Origin of the sequence: Verrucomicrobium sp., from assembly GCA_028283855.1 — a bacterium.
Classification (GTDB): Bacteria; Verrucomicrobiota; Verrucomicrobiia; order Methylacidiphilales; family GAS474; genus GAS474.
Map to the genome: position 1 here is coordinate 223,234 of JAPWJX010000001.1, position 20,222 is coordinate 243,455.

Sequence of the window (20,222 nt, forward strand, 5' to 3'; positions counted from 1 at the left end):
GCGGGCTAGGAGCGTTGGCGGGAGCGCCATTTTTCCGCCTGGGTGCCCCAGGGCGTCTGGATCGGGGGGCGCTTGGGAAGGAGGCTGGAAAAATCCTGGAGCGGCGGGGGCGGCTGCACCTCGTGCTTTTTCTCCGGGGCGGGGGAGGGGGTCAGGCGCGGCGGTTCCGGCTGCGGGGCGGGCGCCTTGGCGGCGGCCTTTTCCGCCGCTTCCTGGGCCTTGCGCAGGGAGGCGCGGGCGGCCTCATATTCCGGCTTCTTCACCCACGTGCCGTCCCGCAGGGGGAGGGGGAAGAGGGGGACGTGCTCCGGTTCCAGGACTTTGCCGTCGACATGGACGCCGGGGGGCAAAATGTTGGAGGCGACGACGCCGGCGCCGAATGCCTTGTTCCAATGCTTGGGAACCTGGAAGGGGCGGTGGTGGCTGTGGCCGGGAATCGGCTGCTGGGCGATCTCGCACAGGGTGGCGACCCGCTTGGCCCAGGTGCTGCGGAAGCTGGGCACGTTGTATTGCTTTTCGTAGGCGGCCATTTTTTCGCCGATGCCCGGTTCCAGCCGCTCCAGGTCCTTCATCACGTCTGACGCGTTGGCGTAGAGGACGGGCTGGCGGACGGGCGGGTAGAAGGGGACGGTGGAGCGGGGGATGGCCACGGGGATCGGCCACTTCGGGTCCTGGCCGGAGGGGAAGTGGAGCTGCGGATCCAGGATGACGCCGTGCAGGGTGTCCTGGAGGTTCTGCTTGGAGCGGGGCGGGATGACGACGTAGAGGAGGTTCGTCGGGTCGTTGATGGGGCGGCCGTCGTCGGTGACGCTGAAGTGGGGCGCCTCATGGTGGCGGCTGACTTCCGGGTAGAAGGCGCCGGGCTCCCCGTGCTGGAAGACTTCCAGGGTGGCGGCGTCCCAGTTCTTAGGGATGGCGCCCATGGCCAAGAGGCCCAGCGCGCGGGTGTGCGGGTTTTCCGCCATGGCGCGGTCCATGGAGTACCGCATGCCGTTGTAGGTATCGGTCTTTTCCTTATAGCCCGCCTTGGCGGTGCGCTCCGGCTGGAGGCGGACCAGGGAAAGGTAGATGCCGGGCAGCTCCGGGCGCGTCTCCGGGATGGTGTCCAGGCCCTCCTCCCAGCGGCGGGCCAGCATCTCCCGTACGGAAAGACGCATGCTTTCCCGCAGGCGGACGGACTGGGGGCTGTCGCCGGTCCAGATCTCCCACTGCTCCCGCCGGGCGTTCTGGACGGCGTCCCGGCTGGCGTTGCGGGGGGAGCGCTTCTCCTTTTTCTTAGGTTCCGGCTCCTGCGGGGATTGGGGGGATCCCTTTTTCGAACTCATGCTGCGGCGTGGGCTCGCTTCAATTCAAGGAGCGCTCTTTGTCGAGGTAGCGGCGGAGATTTTCCGAAGAGTCCTGCTGGGGCGCGGTGGAGCGCCGCATTTCCTCGGCGGCGGAGAGGTCGCGCCGTTCCTGCTTCGTCTGCACGGGCAGGGGGGCGGGCTTTTGGTAGAGGGCGGAGGGGAAGCCGATGGAGGCGCGGTCCTGCTCGAATTCCGGCAGCGGCTGCCAGGCGCCCGCGCGGACGGGGAGGCCGAACTCGGCCTTGTGCTCGGGCGGCAGGACGTGGCCGTTCAGGTGGACGCCGGCGGGCAGGATCTTGGCGGCCAGCTGCTCGGCCTCCTTTGCCACGTGGCGGCGCTGGGCTTCCTGCAGCTCGGGGATGGCGATGCCGTCCTTGTCGAACTTGTCCTCGGAATAGATGTCGCTGTAGCCCTGGGTCACGCCCAGGAACTCAGGCAGGACCTGGAAGGGGCGGTGCTCCGGATGTCCGGCGATGGGGCGGCGGGCGATTTCCGAGATGGCGACGACGCGCTGCGCCCAGGTGGATTGGAAGCTGGGGACGTTGTGCTTCTTCTCGTAGGCGGCCATTTCCCGGGTGATGCCCGGTTCCATGCGCTCCAGGTCGGCCATGAGCTGGCCCGCGTCCTTGTAGGAAACGCGGCGGTGGTTGGCCGGATCGAGGCGCAGCGGCGGGTAGAAGGGGACGGTCGACTTGACGATGGCCACGGGGATGGAGGTCGTCGGCTCCTGGCCGGTGGGGAAATCGGTCTGCGGATGGAGGATGGCGCCGTGGAGGGCGTGGTGCGGATTGTTGACCGGGTCCTTTTCCGTGAGGATGTAGAGGAGGTTCGTCGGGTCGTTCAGGGAGCGGTGGTCTTCGGCCTTGGCGCTCTTTTGGAATTCGTGGTGGCGGTTCCAGGTCTGGGGGATGACGCGCAGCTCGGTGCCGTCCTTGGGGCGGTTCCAGTCCTTCGGCACGGTGCCTTCGCGCAGCTGCTGCTCGCCGCCGACGCCGGGCCCCATGGCCAGGAGGGCCAGGGCGCGGGCGTGCGGGTTCTCGTCCACGGCGCGGTCCATGAGGAATTTCATGTTCACGTAGGCGTCGGTCATCTTCCGGTAGCGCATCTTGCTGCGGTCGATGGGCGTCATCTCCACGGTGGAGAGGTAGAGGCCGGGGAAGGCGGGGGTGGTTTCCTTGACCACGTCCAGGCCGGCCTGCCAGCGGCGGGCCAGGTTCTCCCGGACGGCCAGGCGCATGGCCTCGCAGCGGCGCTGGTCCTGGAGGTTGGAGCTGTTCCAGATTTCTTCCTGGCGCTCCCAGGCCAGGCTCATCTTTTCCTTATCCTTCTGCTGGCTGGTGGGCGGGGCGTATTGGGACTCGCTGACGCTGCTCTTGATCAGCTCTTCTTCCTTCCGGAAATTGGCGGCTTCCTTCCGCTCTTTGGAGGGGCGGGAGGGCTGGAGCGAGCGCTTTTCCCGCTTCTTTTCCTGCCAGCCTTCCTGGGTGTTGTCGTTGCGGTGGCGGCGGCGGTCGTTGCGGTTTTTGTGGCGGTGGCTCATGTAAGGTAAGGAGGGGAAAGGTTTATAAGTATTCGGCTATTTGACGGCGTCGAGATCCGTTTTTTTGAAATTTTTCCCGTAGAAGGATCCCGTGTTGCACAGGGGGCCTTCCATGCCGATGGGATGAGGGTGGGAACGGTTTCCAAGGGTGCGGGCGAACTCGGCCAAGGGAGCCAGTCGCTCCTGCCGTTTGGCCTCGCGGCGGGCGGCTTCCGCCTGATAGGCCTTTTCGAATCCGGCGACGAGGAAGGGGGCCGGGCGGCGTTCCTGGAGGGCCTGCACGAAGGCCTCGAGGGGCAGGCGGTCCTGGACGATGTCGAAGTCGCCGTAATGGGCGTGGACACGGGCCTGGGCCTGCATCTGAAAGACTTTGGCGATCTTATGGGCGTGCTCTTCCGGATTGGCGTGGCCCTTTTCCAGGCGGCAGGTGAAATCCTGGGCGAAGCGGAGGTAGGAGCCGGCCCATTTGTCCATTTGGCGCTGGAGCGCTTCTTCCTCATGAAGAGGGCGGAGGGGCAAACGGGGCATCATGGCCCCGGCCTAAAGCAAGGGGTGTGCCAGGAAGCCTTCAGGCTTCGCCGCCGAGCATCATTTCCGCTTGTTCCTGGAAAAAGGCGGCGAAGTCGGGATAGGTGGCGGAGACGCTCCAGTCCGCGAGGGAAAGGGCCAGGTAGATGCGTTCCTGGCGGTCGTAGGCGAGGTAGTCGACGTCGGTATGACCCAGCAGAAGGTAACGGGAGGCGGGCTTGTCGGCGGGGCGTTCCCGGCGGTTGAACTCCAGCAGGCCGCCCCGGGCGTAGGGCTCCCCCTCGTCGTCCTCTTGGTCCAGGCCGAAGAGGGTGACGCCGTTCCAGGCGAGGCCGTCGCTCTGTTTGAGGAAGTCGATCCAGTCTTCCGGCAAGGTGCCGAGGCCCGCTTCTTCCGCGCAGGCGCGAAAGCCGTCCAGCGCCTCGGGACCGGCGGGAGGCTCCGTGGGGTAGCCGCCCTCCCGTTTGTCCTCGAAGACCTGCTCGATGAGGTCGAGGGTCTCGTCGGTCATCATTGGGAGATGGTGGGCTCTACGCCGCCCTGTTCCTGGCCGGGGGCGGGGGTGGAGCGCTTGGCGCTCTGCATGGCCTGGTGGTCCAGGACGACTTTCTTCTGCGTGGGGCGCAGGGTGAAGGGGGCGGGCGGCGTGTAGGGGGCCGGTTCCCGCTCGTCATACCCGCGGAAGCCGTGGGACATGGAGAGGTAGTAGAGGGCGCTGCGGACCTGCTCCGGGCTGAGGCCGACGAGGGGAGGGAGGTCCTCCGCCTTTTCCTCACCGTCACGGAAGCCGGCGTGGAGGTCGACGCTGTAGCGGGCGGGCAGGAGCGGGGGCTCCTGGTCCCAGGGCTGCTTTCCCTTGCGGATCTGGCCGTAGATGGAGCCGATGGCGAAGCCCTGCTGGTAGTCCAGGCTCTGCTTGTCGACGTAGGAGGAGGGGGTCAGGTTGCCGAAGGTGGTGTCGGCCGGGAGGGTTTCCCGCATGGAGCGTTCCCAGGGCATCCACCAGGTTTCGCGGGAGAACTTTTCCGGGTGGGTGAAGACTTTGCGGAAGTTGCTGGCGCCGCCCCAGGCGCTGCGGGCGACCTTGTCCGTCAGGACGATGTCCCGCGGCATGGGGATGTAGGCCCGCTGGGGCTGGGGCTCCGAAAGGGAGGTGCCGCCGGCTTCCTTCTGCACGTGGGCGATGGCGGCGCTGATCTTTTCCTGGTCCTCGGCGGGGGCGTGGTTGCGCGCGCCTTCCAGGCGGGCGATTTCCTCCGCGTTGGTCCGCTGCTTGGACTGCGGGTCGATGCCGATGTGGAGGGCGCTGTGGTCGTTCCAGATGGGGTGGGAGGCGGAGGAGTTGACGAGGAGGAGGTTGCCCCGCGCGGCGTTGAAGTGGACTTCCCCGTCCTTGCCCAGGTACATGCCGGTGGAGTTGCCGCCGACGATGTGCTGTTCGGAAAGGACCTGGTAGGCCTTCTCTTCCGAGAGCATGTGGTAGACGAGGGTGCGGCAGATCTTGTCCGCTTCCCGGCGGTAGGCGGCCTGGTCGAACTTGCCGTCCTGGATGCTGGCGTCGGCCAGGCGGACGTAGGCCCATTGCGGCACACCGCGCTTGGTGAAGAACTGGCGGTCGGCGGTGGAGAAGGCGGTGACGCCTTTTTTGGTGGGGTCGAGCTGGAGGTCGAGGAAGCCGACGCGCGGGTCGCGGGCGATGTTGCGGTCGCTCTCCTTGACGATGGGCTGGGTGAGCCGCTCGTAGACGCGGTCGCTCCATTCCTTGAGCTGCCCGGCGGTCAGCGGGTTGCCGACGAAGGTGGCGGCGTAGCGGTAGTCTTCCCCGCGGTGGGTGTTCCCCATGAGGCCGAGCTTGTCCAGGCGGTTGATCAGCTCGATGGAGGGCCGATTCATGACCGTGTGGATCGGCTTGCCCGCCTCGACGCGGGCGATGATTTCCTCCCGGATCTGCGGGTGGATCTTGAGCATTTGCTGCTCGGCGTAGCCGTTGCTCAGGGGGTTGATGTGGTGGACGTTGAAGCCCAGGGGGAGTTTGCCGCCGCGGATGGCGCCTTGGCCGGAGGTGTTGCCCCGCATGAGGTCGAGGTCCCGCTGGGCCGCCTCACGGGCCAGGATGGGGACGACTTTCTCGTAGACGGCCGGGTTCTTCGCCTGGAGGAGGCGCATGAACCACTGGGAATACTTGTAGCCGACGCTGACGTTGCCCTCCTGCAGGGCGCGCTGTTCCGTGTCGGTCTGCTGGGCCGCCTTCAGCTGGACGAAGGCCTCGAAAACGGAGGGGTGGTCTTCCTGCAGGCCGCGGAGGAACTTAAGGGTGATGCGGGAGGACTGGTCGTTGTGGTTGACGGGCATTTTCCGGAGATACTCCGGGGGCATCTCGTAGGCATTGGCCATCTTGCCGAGCAGCTCTTTGAGCTCGCCGGTCCGCTTCGTCGAAAGTTTTGAGGCGTTCGGGCCGTTTTCCACCAGCTGGTGGTTTTTGATCTCTCCGGCCTCCTTCAGCCGCGCGTAGATGCGGGCCAGCTGGGGATTGTTGGCCTCCGCGCTGCGCAGCAGCTTGTCGGCGCCCTGGCGGTTGCTGACCTGGAGGAGGAAGCTGGACAGGATCTCGGAATCTTCCTTGTTGATGAGGCCCAGGTGGCCGTGGTGGTCGCGGATCATCGCCGCGTGCCGGTCGAAGATCGATTTCCGCAGGATGTCGGAGATGGAGAACATCTTCTCCGCGCCGTTGGCCAGGGTGTGCTTGAAGAGGGGCTCTTTCTGGTAGCCGATGAGGGCCTTGAGGAGCTGCGCGCCGTAGCCCTGGCTGATGATCTTGTTCATCTCCACCAGGCTCTTGGGCAGGTCGTCGGCGGTGACGCCGATCTGGGCCAGGTAGGCGCTGTCCTTGCGGATGGCGGTGAGGGCCAGCTGGGTTTCCGGCTTCTTGACGAAATCGCGCAGCCAGGCCTTGTCGACGTAGTGGTGTTCTTTGGCGAAGTTCTTGAGGTCGGCTTCCGTCAGGCCGGCTTCCAGCAGCGCCTGGCGCGGGGAGTGGCGGGTGGCCAGGGTCTTGAAGAGGGGGTCGTCGATCGGGTCGCTGAACTCGCGGATGCCGGTTTCCCGGAAGGATAGGAGGGCGTCCTGCACCCGGCCCCGCGTTTCGGCGGAGCGGACCAGGGACTTGACCATGAGTTTCCGGTTGTAATTGTTGAAGTCCCGGCGTCCGGCCTCGTAGGGGGCGCCGCGGCGGTAGAGGTATTCGACGGGGACCAGGTCGGCCCCTTCGACGGGCAGGGGCTTGTTCCCGTGGACGGGGCCCATTTCCTTGATGACGTCGGCGAAGAGCGGGTCGGGGGTACTCATGGGTTAGGCGGGAAGCATGTTGTCGAGGGAAAGGGAGGGGAAAATGCCCTGGGGATGCGTTTTCCCGCTGGACTTCGCGCGGGAGCGGGAGGCGGAGAAGTCGGGGTTGTTTTCCCGCAGGGTCTCGGCGGCGGAGGATGCGTTCTTGCTGCGGGCGGCGACGGGGAGGGGGGCGGGCTGCTTGGCTTTGGCCTGGGCCTCGGCTTCCTTGGCGGCGCGGCGCTCCGCGCGCTCCTGGCGCTTTTGCCGGGCCAGGCGGTCGCGTTCCTCGCGGGCTTCCAGGCGGGCGGTGACGCGCTCCTGCTTGAGGCGCTCGGCCTCGGCGCGCTGGCGCTCGCGCTCGGCGGCGGCCTCGGCCAGGATCTGCTGCTCGCGGGCGATGTCGAAGTCGGGATCGGCGAATTGGGCGGCGGAGGGCAGGGGCGCCACGGGCTCGTGGCTGGCGTTGGGATTGTGGTGCTGGAGGGCCTGCACCTCGGCGCTGGCCTCGGTCCCTTTTTCGCCCTTTTCCACGGCCTTCACGGACATGAGAAGGGCGGAGCGGAAGTCGGAGGAGGAGGCGATGAAGCCGCTGTTGTGGACGAAGTTGGCTTCGATCCCCTTGCCGATTTCCTTCCGCAGGGCGTCCTTTTCCAGGCCGCCCCAGGCGGCGGGGAAGCGCAGGCCGCCGCGGGCGTTGAGCGGGATGATGGAGAAGCCGCCCTCGGTGCTGGGGGCGATGATGAGGGCCATCTTGTCGTCCGTGCCGCGGATGCGGGCGCTGGGCAGGTCGTGCAGGGGGGCGTAGTAGTTCTGGTGGCTGAAGCCGATCTGCTTCAGCACGGCGGGATCGAGCTTTTCCAGGCCGGTGAAGGTCTTTTTCCAGGCGGGGTCCTGCGCCAGCTCGTCCAGGCTGCGGATGGTGTCGTGCGCGGCGACGAGGGACTCGCGCGGGTGGCCCTGGGCGTCCCGCATGTTGGAGGCCCAGACCTCCTGCTGCCGGTCGCGGGTGGCGGCGTGGAGGTTTTCGACGACGGGGGCGAAGTCGAGCTGGATGCGCTCCTTGTCGGAAAGGGGGGCGCCGATCTTCTTTTCAAAGGCCTGGACGCGCTGGGGCGTCGCCTCGCGGCCCGCCAGGTAGCGGTCGACGGAGGAGGAGGCGGTGTGGACGATTTCCTCGAAGAGGGGTTGGAGGACGTCGGCCGATTGGCGGAAGCCGGCGTCTTCCCGGTCCAGGGCGGCGGTGTCCGCCGGGCGGTGGCCTTCCTGGAAGTCGAGCGCGCCGGGGCTGGGCAGCTCTAGGTAGGTGGGGCGGTAAAGCTCGATCTTCTTGAAGAAGGCGCGGCCGAACATGGGGGCTTCGGCCTCCTGGCGCTCGGCCAGCTCGGAGACGAGGGATTCCGGGGCGCGGTTATCGTGCGCGTCGTGCCAGGCCAGGGCCTGCGTGTCGACGAGGCGGTGGATCATGCCGCGCTCGGCTTCACCCTTTTCCGGGAACATCTTGGCCAGGTATTCATGGCCGAAGTGCTTCCAGACGAGGCTGGAGGCGGAGTAGGGGACCTGATGCTCCGTTCCTTCGACGGTGACGGGGCGGGTGGCGCGGTCCTGCTGGTGGTGGTCGAAGCGGCTGGCCTTCGGGTCGTAGATCATTCCCACGTCGCAGACGATGGCGTCGCGGTGGGTCTCAATGACGCTGAGGTCGCGGGTGCGGATCAGCTGGTGATCGGGATGGAGGGTGCGCAGGAGAACGTAAGCGAGAACATCGTCGGTGTGATGGCGGCCGTTGTGGACGATGATCTTCTGGGTCATGCGTACGTGGGTCCTTTGCTAGGGACGACAGATCCCCCGCCGACAGCGCATGCCGGAGATGAGGTTGCCGAAACGGGTCGAAACCATCGCCATTTTTAAGCGCAAGAATAAGCCACTTCCGCGCCAATTGTGTGGCGAATTTGAAAAATCTGAAAATTTTCTGAGCGTAAAAAGTCGCCCAGTTTTTTTATTCAGATGTGTGGAAAGTCAGCGGAGGCCCGCTGGAACCGGCTCTGCCGGAACGGGCGGAGCGGAAGAGGCCGGGGCGGCTTTCGGGAAAGTTTCCTGAATGCGCGCGCCGAGGGCGACGGAATTCTCGCGGAAGTGTTCCCGATCGGTGATGACGGGGAGCATGCCGTTGATGAAATAGCGGCCCAGGAGTTGTGGCGTGGCGTTTTCCTTGAGCAGGGCTTGGAGGTCCCGGGCGAGGCGGACGACTTCCGGCGTGGAGGGTTTCTTGCGGATCTGGGGGTGTTCGCGCATCCGGTTAGCGGGCTCGATCATGGCCAGGCAGGCCGCCTCCGGGAAACCGGGGAGGAGCTGCTGCATGATCTTCACCTCGACCTCCGGCTTCGGCCAAGCCATCTGCACGCAGCGGCAACGGCGCAGGAGCGGCTCCGTCGCGGGGCGCTGGTCGTTCTTCGTGATGACGATGAGGATGTTCTTCGCGTTGCTGCGCAGCTCGCCCAGCTGGGGGACGTAGAGGAGGTTTTCGTTGAGGAAATTGAGGAGGAAGGCGTCGGTGGCGGCCTCTGTCTTGTCCAGCTCGTCCAGGAGGAGGACGACGGGCTTTTGGTGGGAGGCGGCGATGGCCCGGGGAAGGACGCCTTCCGAGGGGACGCCGTCCTTCATGAAGGTCATGTCGAAGAGCAGCTCCCGATGGGAAGAGCCGGGATAGAACTGGAATTGGATCAATTCCGCGTCCAGGCGGATGGCCAGCTGCTTGGCCAGGAAGGTTTTGCCGCAGCCGGGGGGGCCGTCGAGCAGGAGGGTGCTGAGGTAATCGGGCCGCCCCATGTCTTCCAGCGCCCGCTCCGCGGCGGCCATGGCCACGGGATCGGTGCTGATGAAGGTGGTGGCGCCCATCGCGAAGTTACTGCGGGCTGGTGACCACGCCGCTGTTCACCTTCTGCACGGGGTTGTAGAGGAAGCTTGCGGAGGCCAGGGAGGCGTAGTCATCCGTGCCCCAATTGCCGGGATTCTGGTTCACCTGGGGCAGGGGGGAGTAGGAGTGGACTTTGAAGGTGTAGGTGCCCGCGCCGGGATTGTTTCCCATGGCGGTCTTCAGATTGTTGAGGCGGACGATGAAGGTGATGTTCTGCGGATGGCTGCTGCTGCTGCTGACCACGTTGGCATAGATGTTGGGGGCATCGGCCGTGATGGAGATATTTTGGGAATCGACGGTGCCGGAGGTGTGGTTTCCGGAGGTGTCGGTATCGCTGTTCACCGCGTTATGGTTCGGATCGTAGAGGTAATAGGTGGCGCCAGCCGAGCCGTCCTGGTGGGTGAACTGGATTTCCAGCCAGGTGAAATTGGCGGGATAGAGCTGGGTGGCGTTGATTGTGGCCGTATAGGGGGCCCAGCTGAAGTAGGTGAAGGTGTCGGGGGAGGGGTTGGCGGGACTCCAGCCGACGTTGCTTACGGAGGCTTTGGGGTGGAAGTAGACGGTGGCCTGCTGGTCTGTATTGGCCATGGTGAAGGTGGTGCTTCCCATGGCGGAATTGGGTTTCACGGAAAATTGCAGGGAGCCGGGGCTGTTCAAGGCAAGGCCGCTGCCGGCGGGAATGCTGTAAGCGGTGCCGGAGCTATTATACGTGGAGCTGGCCGTGGGGACGACGGTGGCGAAGGGGCTGCCGGAATCGCTGCGGTAAATGGCCACCTGTTGGTTGGCCTCGCCATAGCGGTCGGCATCGGTGTAATAGGTGCCGGAGGTGTATTTATAAGTATCCTCAATCACCAGTTGTTTCAGCCCGATGCCGACTACGGAGCGGATAATGGAGTTGGGGGAGGCGGGGGTGCCTAGCTGGGCGTCCTGGGTGTAGGGGGTGATATAGGGAATCGGCGTGCCGACACCCCAGTTGGTGCTGATGGTGGTGTTGGAGTTGGGGTTGAATTTGTCGTAATAGGAGAGGCTATTGCCGCTGTAAACGGGGGAAAGGCCGTCCGGGGCATTGGTGCTGCTGGTATCGGTCCAATAGAGCTTGGCCACCCAGCTGCCGATGGCGCCATTGGCGCTATTGACCTGGTTATAGGAGGATCCGTTGGCGCTGCTCCCCTGGGCGAAGGCGCCCACCCCGGATGCGTTGCCGTTGGCGCCGGAATAAAAGGGGCCGATGTTGGTCCCGTCCGACCGGCTCAGGACGACGGCGGTTTGATAGGTGGGATCGCTCCAGGCGAGGGAGCTTCCCAGGGACAACGCCGCCGCCGAAATGAAAAGAACACGAAGGATGGTTTTCATGGTTTTTGGCTTTCTTCTTCCTTGAGGACGAGGACGCCGCTCATGGGTTGGTCGTTTTCCGGAAAGGCAAACACGCCGATGCGGGGGGAAACGGTGGGGTCCGAAGGGGCAATGACGTCATCGACTTCCTTTTGGCTGATGACCCATTTTGGAAAAAGGTAGCCATCCAGTTTTGTGAGGTGGGGCCGTAGGAGAGCGGCCTTTCCGCCCAGTTTTTCTATGACGGTCCCCAGGGACTTCTGGCGCCAGGCCGGCCGCGCGACGGCCGGGACGAGTTTGGCTAGGTCGGGAGAAAGGGATTGCGGTTTCACAAGGGCTCCTCGGACGAGAAGGGCGTAAATATTGTCTTCGGGGTCGGCTAGGATTTCAAAAATGGGCTTCTTCTCACTGTCTTCAAAGGACTGTAGCTGGGCCAGGGTGTCGTCGATGGTTGCTACTTTGTCTTTGTCCCCGGCGTCTTGCGCTTTTTTTCGTTGATTGAGGAGCTCGGCCTTCCGTTGCTCGTAGAAAGAGTCCGGATCGGCCGCTCTCCCTTCAAGAGATGTAAGCCAGATTAATGCCAGAATGAGGAGAAGACTACGGGAGAGGAGGGGGTGGGTCATCGAGGGGGGGAGGAGACGATGAGCCAATTCTTTAGCAGGATGGGCGGCAGGTTGCCAATGCTGGTGATATCGCCGTAGCTGAAGCTGGAGAGGGTGGCCGCGTTAGGCCCGGAACCGAGGCGGGAGGTGTCCAGAGTCCCGGTGTGGGCGCTGCTGGCACGGATGCCGCTGACCTGGAGGTTGTGCGATTCAGACGTGGTCAGGGCGCTGTAGATGACCGGTGCCAAAATAGAGGCGGGGGCGTTGTTCGTATTGAAGTCGGTCAGGAAGACGAGGGGGTTGGCGCTGACGATGGAGAGGGGGGCGTCGAGGTTTTGCGCGTCGGTCAGGGCGACGATGGTCCCCATTCGGGTGTCGCCGCCGTCGCCCCCGTCCGTGACGATGTCGATAAAAAGGGTCCGGGCGTTGTTGATTTTTGGGATGTTGGCGACGGAGATTTGCACGATAAGGGCCTGCCCGGTGGGGGCGCAGGTTGCCGGGACGTTGGTGACAGAGATAAAGTTGGAGTGGCTTTTAAAATCGTCCGGACCGGTTTGGGCAAGGCGGTTGCTCAAGCTGGCGCCTTGGCCGCCGGGTCCGTTGCCGCCGGAAGGGGAGATGTTGCAAAGGAGCTGCCAATCACTCGGGTAGTCGATGCGGCTCAAAGTCTCGCCGCTGAGAATGCGGACTCCCGCGGAATAATAAGGATGGGAGTAAGCGGTCCAGACGCTTGGAGTGCCGGGGGCCCACGGATTGGACTCCTCTGCGGGCCGCTCGAAAATCTTGGGAACCAGATAGGGGGTGCCGCTGACGGAGTTGGTGTCGAAGCCGCGGTCTCCCACCTGCATCAGGACGGCGGAGCCGCCCTGCTGGCCCACGGAGACCTGGCCGTTGAAACCGGTGCCCGCCGTGTTGGAAAGCCGTTCGGACTCGCCCAGGGTGCCGCTGCTGGCCTGGTTTAGTGTGGCGCCGTTGATGGTGGCGCCGCTGCCCCAGGAGACGCTGGTGTCGCCCACGACGTTGCCCTGCACGCTGGCTCCTGCCTGGACGCTGACGCTGCTGCCCAGGACAGTGCTGGTGGTGTTTCCTGCCAGGGCGATGTTGCCGCCTTCCAGGCCGAATTGGCCGGGGATTTCATAAATGGTGACGTCGTTTGTCTTGGAAAAGTCGGCGACGGTGTTTGCCGTGTCGGCGGAAAGGGCGTCGCGCTGGGAGTAATTGACGACGAGCTGGTAGGAAAAAACTTTGGCGATGAAGGTGCTGCCCGGTTTGACGAGGGCGAGGCGCGCATCGGGGTAGGCTGGCGTGGCGTAGGAAGTGGAGAGGGAGTTCTGCAGGTCGGTGGAGAGGTCGGCGGTGGCTCCCAGATTGTTGAAGGGATGGAGCGCGACGTTGTATTCGGCGCCTTGGTTGAAATTGCCCAAGGTGTTGTTGCCGACCACGGAGGAAAAGGCGGAGGCGAGGTTGCCTTGCAGGGAATTGAGGTCGGTGGTGGCGAAGGCCTGGGCGATGTGGACGGCGCTTTCCCGCATGGTGGAGGTTTGCATCTGCAGGGCGGTGGTCTGGATCGACGTGCGGGTCGAGTTGATCCGCATCTGGTAGGCGCTGACCACGGCCATGGCCGCGGTGGCCAGGAGCATGAGGCAAATGGGCAGCGTGATCTGGAGGACGAAGCCCTTTTCCCGGCGGCGCCGGGAGATGTCAGAAGCGTTCGGCATAGAAGGTGACCTGGCGGTCTCCCTGGACGAGGGTCAGGACGAGGAGGCCCGCGGCATTGGCGTCGCTGGTATCGGCCACGCCGAAGTTGACGGAGAAGTTAACGTTGGAAGCGGTGGGACCGGCGACGGTCCAAATATTGGAGGGGGTAAAGGCTGCGTTCGCGTTGCTGGACGTGCCGGTGCCGAAGCGCAGGGCATGATTGGCCTGGTCGTAGTAAAGGATGCCGATGGTGTAAAGGCCGGTCGTGTCGCTCTTTGGATAAACCAGGCGGACGGCCAGGCCATTGCTGGCGGTGAGATTGGGGGTGGAGGTGCCGTTTTGAGTGCCGGCGGCGGATGCCAGGGCGTCGGACGCCGAGCCGCCGAAGATGGCGAAGGACTGTGCTCCGGCGACCAGCTTTTGCACGGTCAGGTTCACGGAGGGCATGTCCTGCGTGTAGAAGGAAAGCAGCTGGGAGGCGCGCAGGGCGGCCATCTCGCTTTTGGCGGTCATCATGGAGCCGCCGCTGAGCATGATGCAGAGCGTCAGGCAGATGGCGATTTGGACGAAGAACATGGCGCCGGAAAGTTAGAAGTAGCGCTGTACCGTGCGCTGCTTGGTGTAAACTTTGTCTTGGGTGGTGGTGGAGCGGATTGTCATGTTGAGCGTGACGGTATACGTGTAGGTATTGTTGTTCTGGCTGACTTGGCGCGTCACGCTGTCCGCTTGGAAAATGGGGTCGGCCCGGTTTGTGTAGTAGGCCAGGGGGACGTTGTTGGTCGTGGTGCCGGCAAAGCCGCGCGCCTGCAGGGCGGTGGGAGGAAGGCGGCGCATGAGGGCCGCTTCCCGGTCCAGGTAGGCATCGGCCAGGGTGATGCGCGTCGTCCAGTTCGTGTCGTACATGGCATTCGCCGTGAGGTTGACGGCGGTGAAGGTTACGACGGACAAAAGCACGATCGCCACCGCTGCCTCCACGAGGAGGAAGCCGCGTTGGGAGCGCGCGTGTTTCATGGGTGGAGGGGAGTTACGGGCCGGAATTCCAGACGCCGTCGGTTTGGGTGGAAAGGGCGGCGCCACCGGGGGAAAGGGAGGCCGTGGGGGGATAGACGTTCGGATTCAGGTAGACGTGCTGGTTGCCGTTGTACACGCAGCTGGTGCTTTGAAAGTCAGACAGGCCGTCTCCGCCATTCGGCAGATAGGTGAGGAAGGTGGAATTGCCGAAGGTGATGTTGGCGTAGGTTTCCGTGGGATGGTCGGAAAGGTAGGCGAGTTGCGCCTGCCGGATGGTCTTGAGCGCGGCGCCACATTGCAGGCCGTTCTGGTATTGGCGGTAGTAACGGCCAATGCCGAGGCCCGCCATGCTCATGGCGACGATGAGGGCAATGCCGATCGCCAGCTCGACGAGGGTGAAGCCGGAGGAGGAACGATTACGCACGAAGGAGGATTGCACGGAAAGTGTCCAGGATGCGCGACAGGGGCATGTAGAGCCACAACGCGGAGAGAAGGAAGAATTGGCAGGTTTTCCAGGCCCAGAAGCTGGTCAGAGAGCCATTTTCGGCCGGCTCGATCCATTGGACCCAGAAATTGTCCCGCCGCTTGATGACGGGAAGGTAGGAGATCTGTTCGCGCATCATCCGATCGGTGAAGGAATAGTAGGCTTGCTCGTTCGGGAAGGTGATGGCGAAGCGGTACTTCGAGTCGGAGGGAGGCTGGGAAAGCTGGGCGCCGTACGGGAGGTAGGGATAGCTATTGCACCAGATCACATAGCTAAAGAGGAACCGGGACCGGATCCAGTGATCGAGGCTATTCTTTTGCATTTTTGATGGCCGAACTTGCCAGTTTGCCTAAAAAAGCGCGATCCCGCTTGAAATCGTAACCCGCAGGGACCGGGCGTCCAGCATTCCAGGCAGCATCCGCTTTCTCCAAAGTTTCAAGCATATGCCGAGCCAATTGGCGGCGCTCTTCAGTTTGGAATTTAGGTGTAATATTAAGGAGATTGAACCAAACCCATGCGGCTGCCAAGCCCTGTTGTGGGTTGGTAAGGTCGGTATTCTTAAGGGCTAGAAAGGAAATGCGGCGCATCTCTTCCTGCGCCTTTTCCGAAGGTGGCAGGACGATGGCGGCGGACTCTTCTTCGTGATCTTCCGGCTTATCGCCGGTGGGGGGGATCATTTCCCCTGTCAGGGAAGGGAGGGAAAGGAGGTGAAAATAGGCCTGATAGGCTTGGACATTGGAGGGGCTTAGATCAAAGGCGAGCCGGACCAGAGCTTCGCTCCGTTCCCGATTGTGGAAAAGTTCCGCCCGTGTGGGGGTAAAGGGATGCGTGGTGAGCTCCCGGTAGCGGCGGGACAAAAAATCGCATAGGGAGGCTTTGGCCAAGTAGTGGCTCCACGGCTGGCCGCCGCCATGCCAGCTGACGTCGATCTGGCGGATGAGGATGTCGGTAACGACCTCTCCCACACCGGTCTCTTTGGCAGAGAGAGGATTGAAGCCGAAAGTCATCTCTTGCTGGCGCCAGTTGGAAAGCTGGGGCGTCGGGTTCCATAGTACCAGGTTGGAAAGGCCCAAAACTCCCAAGCTGGCGACGGCGATGGCGGCGTATGTCGCCTTGCGGTGTTTTTGGCGGTGGGGCTGGAAGTTTTGCCATACCGTCAAAATGAGGAGGAAACTCCAAAGCAGGAAATAGCTGAACAGGATGAGGAAGGTGGGAAAGGTCAATGCGCCCCATTGATAGACGATCCGGTCGGTCAGATCGGCAAAACGGTATTGAGGCAGGCAAAAGCTGATAATTTCCAGGGCGATGCGGAAATCCCCCTCGGAACGGACGCGTACTTCGTCCAATCCCAGGGTGAGCCATTGCCCGGCAAAGAGGATAAAGGCGGCCAGCGTGAGCGCCCCGGCGGAACTAACCTCGATCGCCACGCCCAGGCTGAGGCAAACCAGCCCAAAGGCCACGGTGAGGAAGAGGAGGGCCGATTGCAGGTGGATGAGAAACCAGGGCCACGCGGCCATCATGGTGTGGTAGCCGAAGAAAAAGGAGAGGGAGCCGGCGGCCAGCACGGAGAGGCTGCCCAAGAGCAGGATAGGCAGTGCCAGGGCAAAAAGATGGGCGGGGGCGCTTAGGCCCGCGCCACGCCAGAAAAGGTGCTGGAAGCGCTGGCGATGGGCGGTGCCGAGGCGCGCCGCTTCGATGAGCATGCCCGGCAAGGCGAAGAGCCATACGCCGCTCCAGGCGAACTGGGTGATTGCGGTCCCTGCCCAGGACTCTCTCAGGTCGGAGGGGACGACGTTGGGGCTCACCAGGCAGAGCGCGACGATGAGAAGAGGCGGAATCACCCACCAGAGCCGCTGGCGGGTTTCCTGGAAGACGAGGCGGAAAAGAGGAGTGTCCAGCAGCATCAGGCGTCCTGGGAGAGACTGGTGGTGAGAGGCGCGGTAACGGGGGAAATGCTTCCTTCCGCGAGGTGAAGGATGAGCGCGGAAGAAAAGCGGGTCAAATCGCCGTGGGAAGAGATGATCCGGCGGTGGGCGGCGGTGGAGGAATTCCAGAATTCGATCAGGGTTCCTTGCGCGGCCGGGTCGAGGCCGGAAAGGGGTTCGTCGAGGAGGAGCCAATCGATCTGCCGGGACCAGCCCACGGCCTCGGTCAGCAGGACCGACATCTTTTGGCGGTTTCCTTTGGAGAGGATGCCGTAGGGGGTTTGCTGAGGCAGGTCGAGCCGCTTGGCTAGAGTGGTGAAGACGTCCCGGTAGGGGAGCAGGCAGAGAGCATCCAACGCTACGGCGAAGGAAAGCTCGTCGGCCCAGTCGAGCCGTTCCGGCAGGTACAGGGTGTGGCGGAGCGCGGAGAGCGTGTCCGGTGCCCGGTGATGGACGAGGCCCTGCAAGGTCTTGAGGAGAGTCGTCTTGCCGCTTCCGTTGGGGCCGCGCAGGAGGATGAGACGGTGCGCGTCGAAGTCGACCGCTTCGGCGAATGCGGCGACGCGCTGCGCGCCGTTGCCGATGGCTGTGCCCGCGGGGACCCGCACGCTACCCGCCTCCGGTCATCATGCGGGCCGCCATCATGGTGATGGGGAGGTAGCTGCCGATGAAGACGATGCCGATGAGAATGCTGGCGAAGGCGTAGGAAAGGAGGTTCACGGTCTGGCTCAGGCGGTCCATGTAATCGACCGTTTCGTCGTTGTACATCTCCTCGATGTTCTCCAGCTGCGCGACGAGGTCCTTATCCTCCGCCATGCGGACCATGTGGATGAGCTTCTCATCGCAGCTCGTGTTGCGGCGGAGTGCCTCGGAAAGGGCCATGCCGCTGCGGTAATCGGCGGCGGCGCGCTTGAGTTCCGCCCCCATGGGCGTTTTTTGCAGGGCTTGCGCGGCGGTGCCTAGACTCTCCAGGAGGTCGACGCCGTTGCCGTACAGCACCCGGACGGTGGAGAGGAATGTGGCCTGCCGCATTCCCATGACCACCTTCCGGAAGCTGGTGAAGGTGTTCATGAGGAAGTAGACGATCGTGTTCCGGAAGGGGATGGAGAAGATGATCATGAATCCGAAGGCGATGATGCCGCCCACCCCGATGAACCAGGTGTGCCGGACGATGTTGGCCATCTTGAAGACGTAGGCGGAGAACATGTCCGGCTCGATGTGGGAATCGTGCAGCATTTTCTCCACCATGGGGACGATGAGGAACTGGGAGGCGATGAAGAGGGCCCCCATGAAGACGGTGATGCCAACGGGGATCGAGATGGCGCGCCGGGTCTTGGAAATGAAGAACTGCAGGCGGGCGTAGCGGTCGCCCAGCATTTTGAATGAGACGGCCAGGTTGCCGCCTTTTTCACCCGCGCTGATGACGCCGCAGCAGATGCTGTCGAAGAGGCCTGACTTGCTAAAGACGTTGTAGAAGGAGTCGCCGCCCGCCAGCTTGCGCGCCATGTCCATGAAACGGCCTCCCAAAGGGCCCTTGATGCTCTTGGCGTAGAAGCTCATGGCTTCGCTGACGCTGTTTCCCGCGCGGACCATCAGGGCCATGCTGCGGCAGAAGATGACCAGTTCCGTCCGTTTCAAGGGGCGGGTGCCTTCCTTGCCGGCGAACAGGCGCGTCGGTTCGGAGGAGGTTTCCGTCGTCTCCTGTATGGCCAGGACGGTGAGGCCTTTTTTCTCGACGGCCTCGCGCACTTCCGGCTCTTTCCCGCTGCGGGTCTGCTGGGAGGTGCTCCGCGTGTTCGGATCGTAGACGGTGAGGGTGAAGGTGGGCATTTTAGTGGAGGGCCAGGCTGACGACTTCGTTCAGGGAGTAGAGGTCAACCAGGCCGCTTTCGACCAGTTCCAGGCCGACGTCGCGCAGGGAAGGGAGGTCATACTCCGCCTTCATGAAGGTCATTAGCTCGGCGGAGGTGGCGGCTTTGTTGATGAGGTTGCGGATATTGCCCGTGATGGGGATCACTTCCAGGAGGGCTTGGCGGCCGCCGAATCCGCGTTCCCGGCATTCGGCGCAGCCTTTCTTGTTGAGCTTGTTCACCTTCTTGCCGGTCCAGGAGGGGTCGAGGTTGTAGCGCTCGACCTCCCCGGGGGTGATTTCCACGTCCCGGATGGCGCAGGCGGGGCAGAGGGTCTGGACGAGGCGCTGGGCAAAGGCGCCGATGATGGTCTCGCTCACCTGCCAACGTTCCAGGCCCAGGTTGATGAAACGGTCGATGACGAGGGCCGCGGAGGAGGTGTGGACGCTGGTCAGGACCAAGTGGCCCGTGTTGGCGGCCTGGGCGGCCAGGTTGGCGGTCTTGGAATCGCGCACCTCGCCGATGAGGATGATGTCCGGGTCTGAACGGAGGAAGGAGCTGAGATAAAGGGGGGCTTGATCCAGCTGCTTGAGGTTCACCTGCTTCACGCCGGCGATTTCGATTTCGACCGGGTTTTCCAGGGTCAGGATGTTGTATTTGCTCCGGTTGATCTCCTGGATCATCGCGTTGAGCGTCGTCGTCTTGCCGGAGCCGGTGGGGCCGCTCATGACGACGAGGCCTTCCGGGGCGTCCAGGAGGCGGTTCATCCAGAGCTGGACCTTCGGGTGGAAGATGAGGCCGGGGTCGCCGAGCTTCGGGCGGCTGATGTTGCCGTCCAGGATACGGAGGGTGACGTGGAAGCCGAAGTGGGTGGGATGGCGCTCGTAACGGATGTTGATGCGGCGCCCGTTGGTGGAGATGGTGAACCGGCCCTCCATGGGGGTCCGGATCGCGTCGAGCCGGCCGTTGAAGAGGTGGATCATCACCGAGTCGAAGTTCTTGGAAAGGCGCGGCGGGAGGTCGATCTCCCGGTCGATGTCGCCGTCGACGCGGTATTCGTAATAGAAGCGTTCCCGCTCCGTGACGAAGTGGATGTCGGAAGCCCGGGCGGCGAGGCACTCGATGAAGATCTTCTGCAGCCGCTGCTCGATGGCGCCGTCCTGGGGCTCGTCCAGGCTGAAGTCGAGGACGTGGCTGTCCGTATTGGCGCTCTCCACCGTGCTGAGGTCGACGTCGTCCTGGGACTCTGTCTCCGTCTTGACCTCGGAGAGGCAGATGCTCAGGTCCTCGATGGGAATGATGACCTTCTGGACGACGGCCTGGGGAAACTTTTCGCTCAGGAGGTCGGGCAGGAGGTTGTTGTAGGGATCGACCGTGCCCATCGTGACGCAGTTGTCGAAATGGGCGATGGGCACCGCCTGGGCCTCCCGCAGGAAGGTGTTGTCGAATTGGCCGACGAGCTCCTCGTCCCAAAAGCGGTGGGGGCGGCGCAGCACGGGCAGGCCGGTGAGCATGGAGAAGGCGCCGGCGACGTCCTCTCCCGTGGCGCGGCGGCCGATTTCCTCGTCCGTGTAGCCGTTGGCGCTGCCCCACCAGTCGCTGATGGAGCGGGTGACCATGGAAGCGGTCGTCTCGCTCAGCTTGATGCCACATTCGAATTTCATGGCG

At 63.7% G+C, this 20,222-nt stretch carries 18 protein-coding genes; all 18 read right to left on the bottom strand.

Features of this window, described 5'->3' with window-relative positions:
* Positions 1-5: 5 nt before the first annotated feature.
* The 18 genes from PW734_01120 to PW734_01205 all read right to left on the bottom strand — a co-directional run bounded on the left by PW734_01120 (position 6) and on the right by PW734_01205 (position 20,218).
* Positions 6-1,325 carry a hypothetical protein gene (locus tag PW734_01120; GenBank protein ID MDE1169804.1) on the bottom strand — a complete coding sequence of 440 codons (1,320 nt, stop codon included), beginning with the start codon at positions 1,323-1,325 and terminating at the stop codon, positions 6-8.
* Between the two features lie 19 nt (positions 1,326-1,344).
* Positions 1,345-2,886, bottom strand: coding sequence for a hypothetical protein (locus PW734_01125; GenBank protein MDE1169805.1), 1,542 nt, complete (start codon positions 2,884-2,886; stop codon positions 1,345-1,347).
* 36 nt (positions 2,887-2,922) lie between these two features.
* A complete protein-coding gene (locus PW734_01130) occupies positions 2,923-3,360 on the bottom strand; it encodes a hypothetical protein (GenBank protein ID MDE1169806.1) in 438 nt (145 codons plus the stop codon).
* 94 nt (positions 3,361-3,454) lie between these two features.
* Complete coding sequence (locus tag PW734_01135) at positions 3,455-3,928, bottom strand: YrhA family protein (protein MDE1169807.1); 474 nt, start codon at positions 3,926-3,928, stop codon at positions 3,455-3,457.
* Complete coding sequence (locus tag PW734_01140; GenBank protein ID MDE1169808.1) at positions 3,925-6,759, bottom strand: hypothetical protein; 2,835 nt, start codon at positions 6,757-6,759, stop codon at positions 3,925-3,927. The genes PW734_01135 and PW734_01140 overlap by 4 nt, the downstream gene beginning before the upstream one ends.
* Positions 6,760-6,762: 3 nt before the next feature.
* Positions 6,763-8,547 (bottom strand): MYG1 family protein, encoded by a 1,785-nt coding sequence (locus PW734_01145; GenBank protein MDE1169809.1) that lies wholly within the window; start codon positions 8,545-8,547, stop codon positions 6,763-6,765.
* A 207-nt stretch (positions 8,548-8,754) separates the two neighbouring features.
* Positions 8,755-9,633 (bottom strand): MoxR family ATPase, encoded by an 879-nt coding sequence (locus PW734_01150; protein ID MDE1169810.1) that lies wholly within the window; start codon positions 9,631-9,633, stop codon positions 8,755-8,757.
* Positions 9,634-9,640: 7 nt separating this feature from the next.
* A complete protein-coding gene (locus PW734_01155) occupies positions 9,641-11,005 on the bottom strand; it encodes a hypothetical protein (GenBank protein ID MDE1169811.1) in 1,365 nt (454 codons plus the stop codon).
* Positions 11,002-11,607, bottom strand: coding sequence for a hypothetical protein (locus PW734_01160; GenBank protein ID MDE1169812.1), 606 nt, complete (start codon positions 11,605-11,607; stop codon positions 11,002-11,004). The genes PW734_01155 and PW734_01160 overlap by 4 nt, the downstream gene beginning before the upstream one ends.
* A complete protein-coding gene (locus PW734_01165; protein ID MDE1169813.1) occupies positions 11,604-13,304 on the bottom strand; it encodes a hypothetical protein in 1,701 nt (566 codons plus the stop codon). Before PW734_01165 ends, PW734_01160 begins: the two co-directional genes overlap by 4 nt.
* The gene (locus PW734_01170) at positions 13,288-13,860 is read right to left on the bottom strand and encodes a hypothetical protein (GenBank protein ID MDE1169814.1); all 573 of its coding nucleotides are present in this window, start codon (positions 13,858-13,860) and stop codon (positions 13,288-13,290) included. The genes PW734_01165 and PW734_01170 overlap by 17 nt, the downstream gene beginning before the upstream one ends.
* A gap of 12 nt (positions 13,861-13,872) precedes the next feature.
* Entirely contained in the window at positions 13,873-14,295 is a 423-nt protein-coding gene (locus PW734_01175; GenBank protein MDE1169815.1) for a prepilin-type N-terminal cleavage/methylation domain-containing protein, read from the bottom strand.
* A 13-nt stretch (positions 14,296-14,308) separates the two neighbouring features.
* The gene (locus PW734_01180; protein ID MDE1169816.1) at positions 14,309-14,719 is read right to left on the bottom strand and encodes a type II secretion system protein; all 411 of its coding nucleotides are present in this window, start codon (positions 14,717-14,719) and stop codon (positions 14,309-14,311) included.
* A complete protein-coding gene (locus tag PW734_01185; GenBank protein ID MDE1169817.1) occupies positions 14,712-15,101 on the bottom strand; it encodes a hypothetical protein in 390 nt (129 codons plus the stop codon). The genes PW734_01180 and PW734_01185 overlap by 8 nt, the downstream gene beginning before the upstream one ends.
* Complete coding sequence (locus PW734_01190; protein MDE1169818.1) at positions 15,088-16,359, bottom strand: hypothetical protein; 1,272 nt, start codon at positions 16,357-16,359, stop codon at positions 15,088-15,090. Before PW734_01190 ends, PW734_01185 begins: the two co-directional genes overlap by 14 nt.
* A 323-nt stretch (positions 16,360-16,682) precedes the next feature.
* Positions 16,683-17,312, bottom strand: coding sequence for an ATP-binding cassette domain-containing protein (locus PW734_01195; GenBank protein MDE1169819.1), 630 nt, complete (start codon positions 17,310-17,312; stop codon positions 16,683-16,685).
* A gap of 1 nt (position 17,313) precedes the next feature.
* Positions 17,314-18,534, bottom strand: a complete 1,221-nt coding sequence (locus tag PW734_01200) for a type II secretion system F family protein (GenBank protein ID MDE1169820.1) — start codon at positions 18,532-18,534, stop codon at positions 17,314-17,316.
* A 1-nt stretch (position 18,535) separates the two neighbouring features.
* Complete coding sequence (locus tag PW734_01205) at positions 18,536-20,218, bottom strand: ATPase, T2SS/T4P/T4SS family (protein ID MDE1169821.1); 1,683 nt, start codon at positions 20,216-20,218, stop codon at positions 18,536-18,538.
* Positions 20,219-20,222 lie beyond the last annotated feature (4 nt).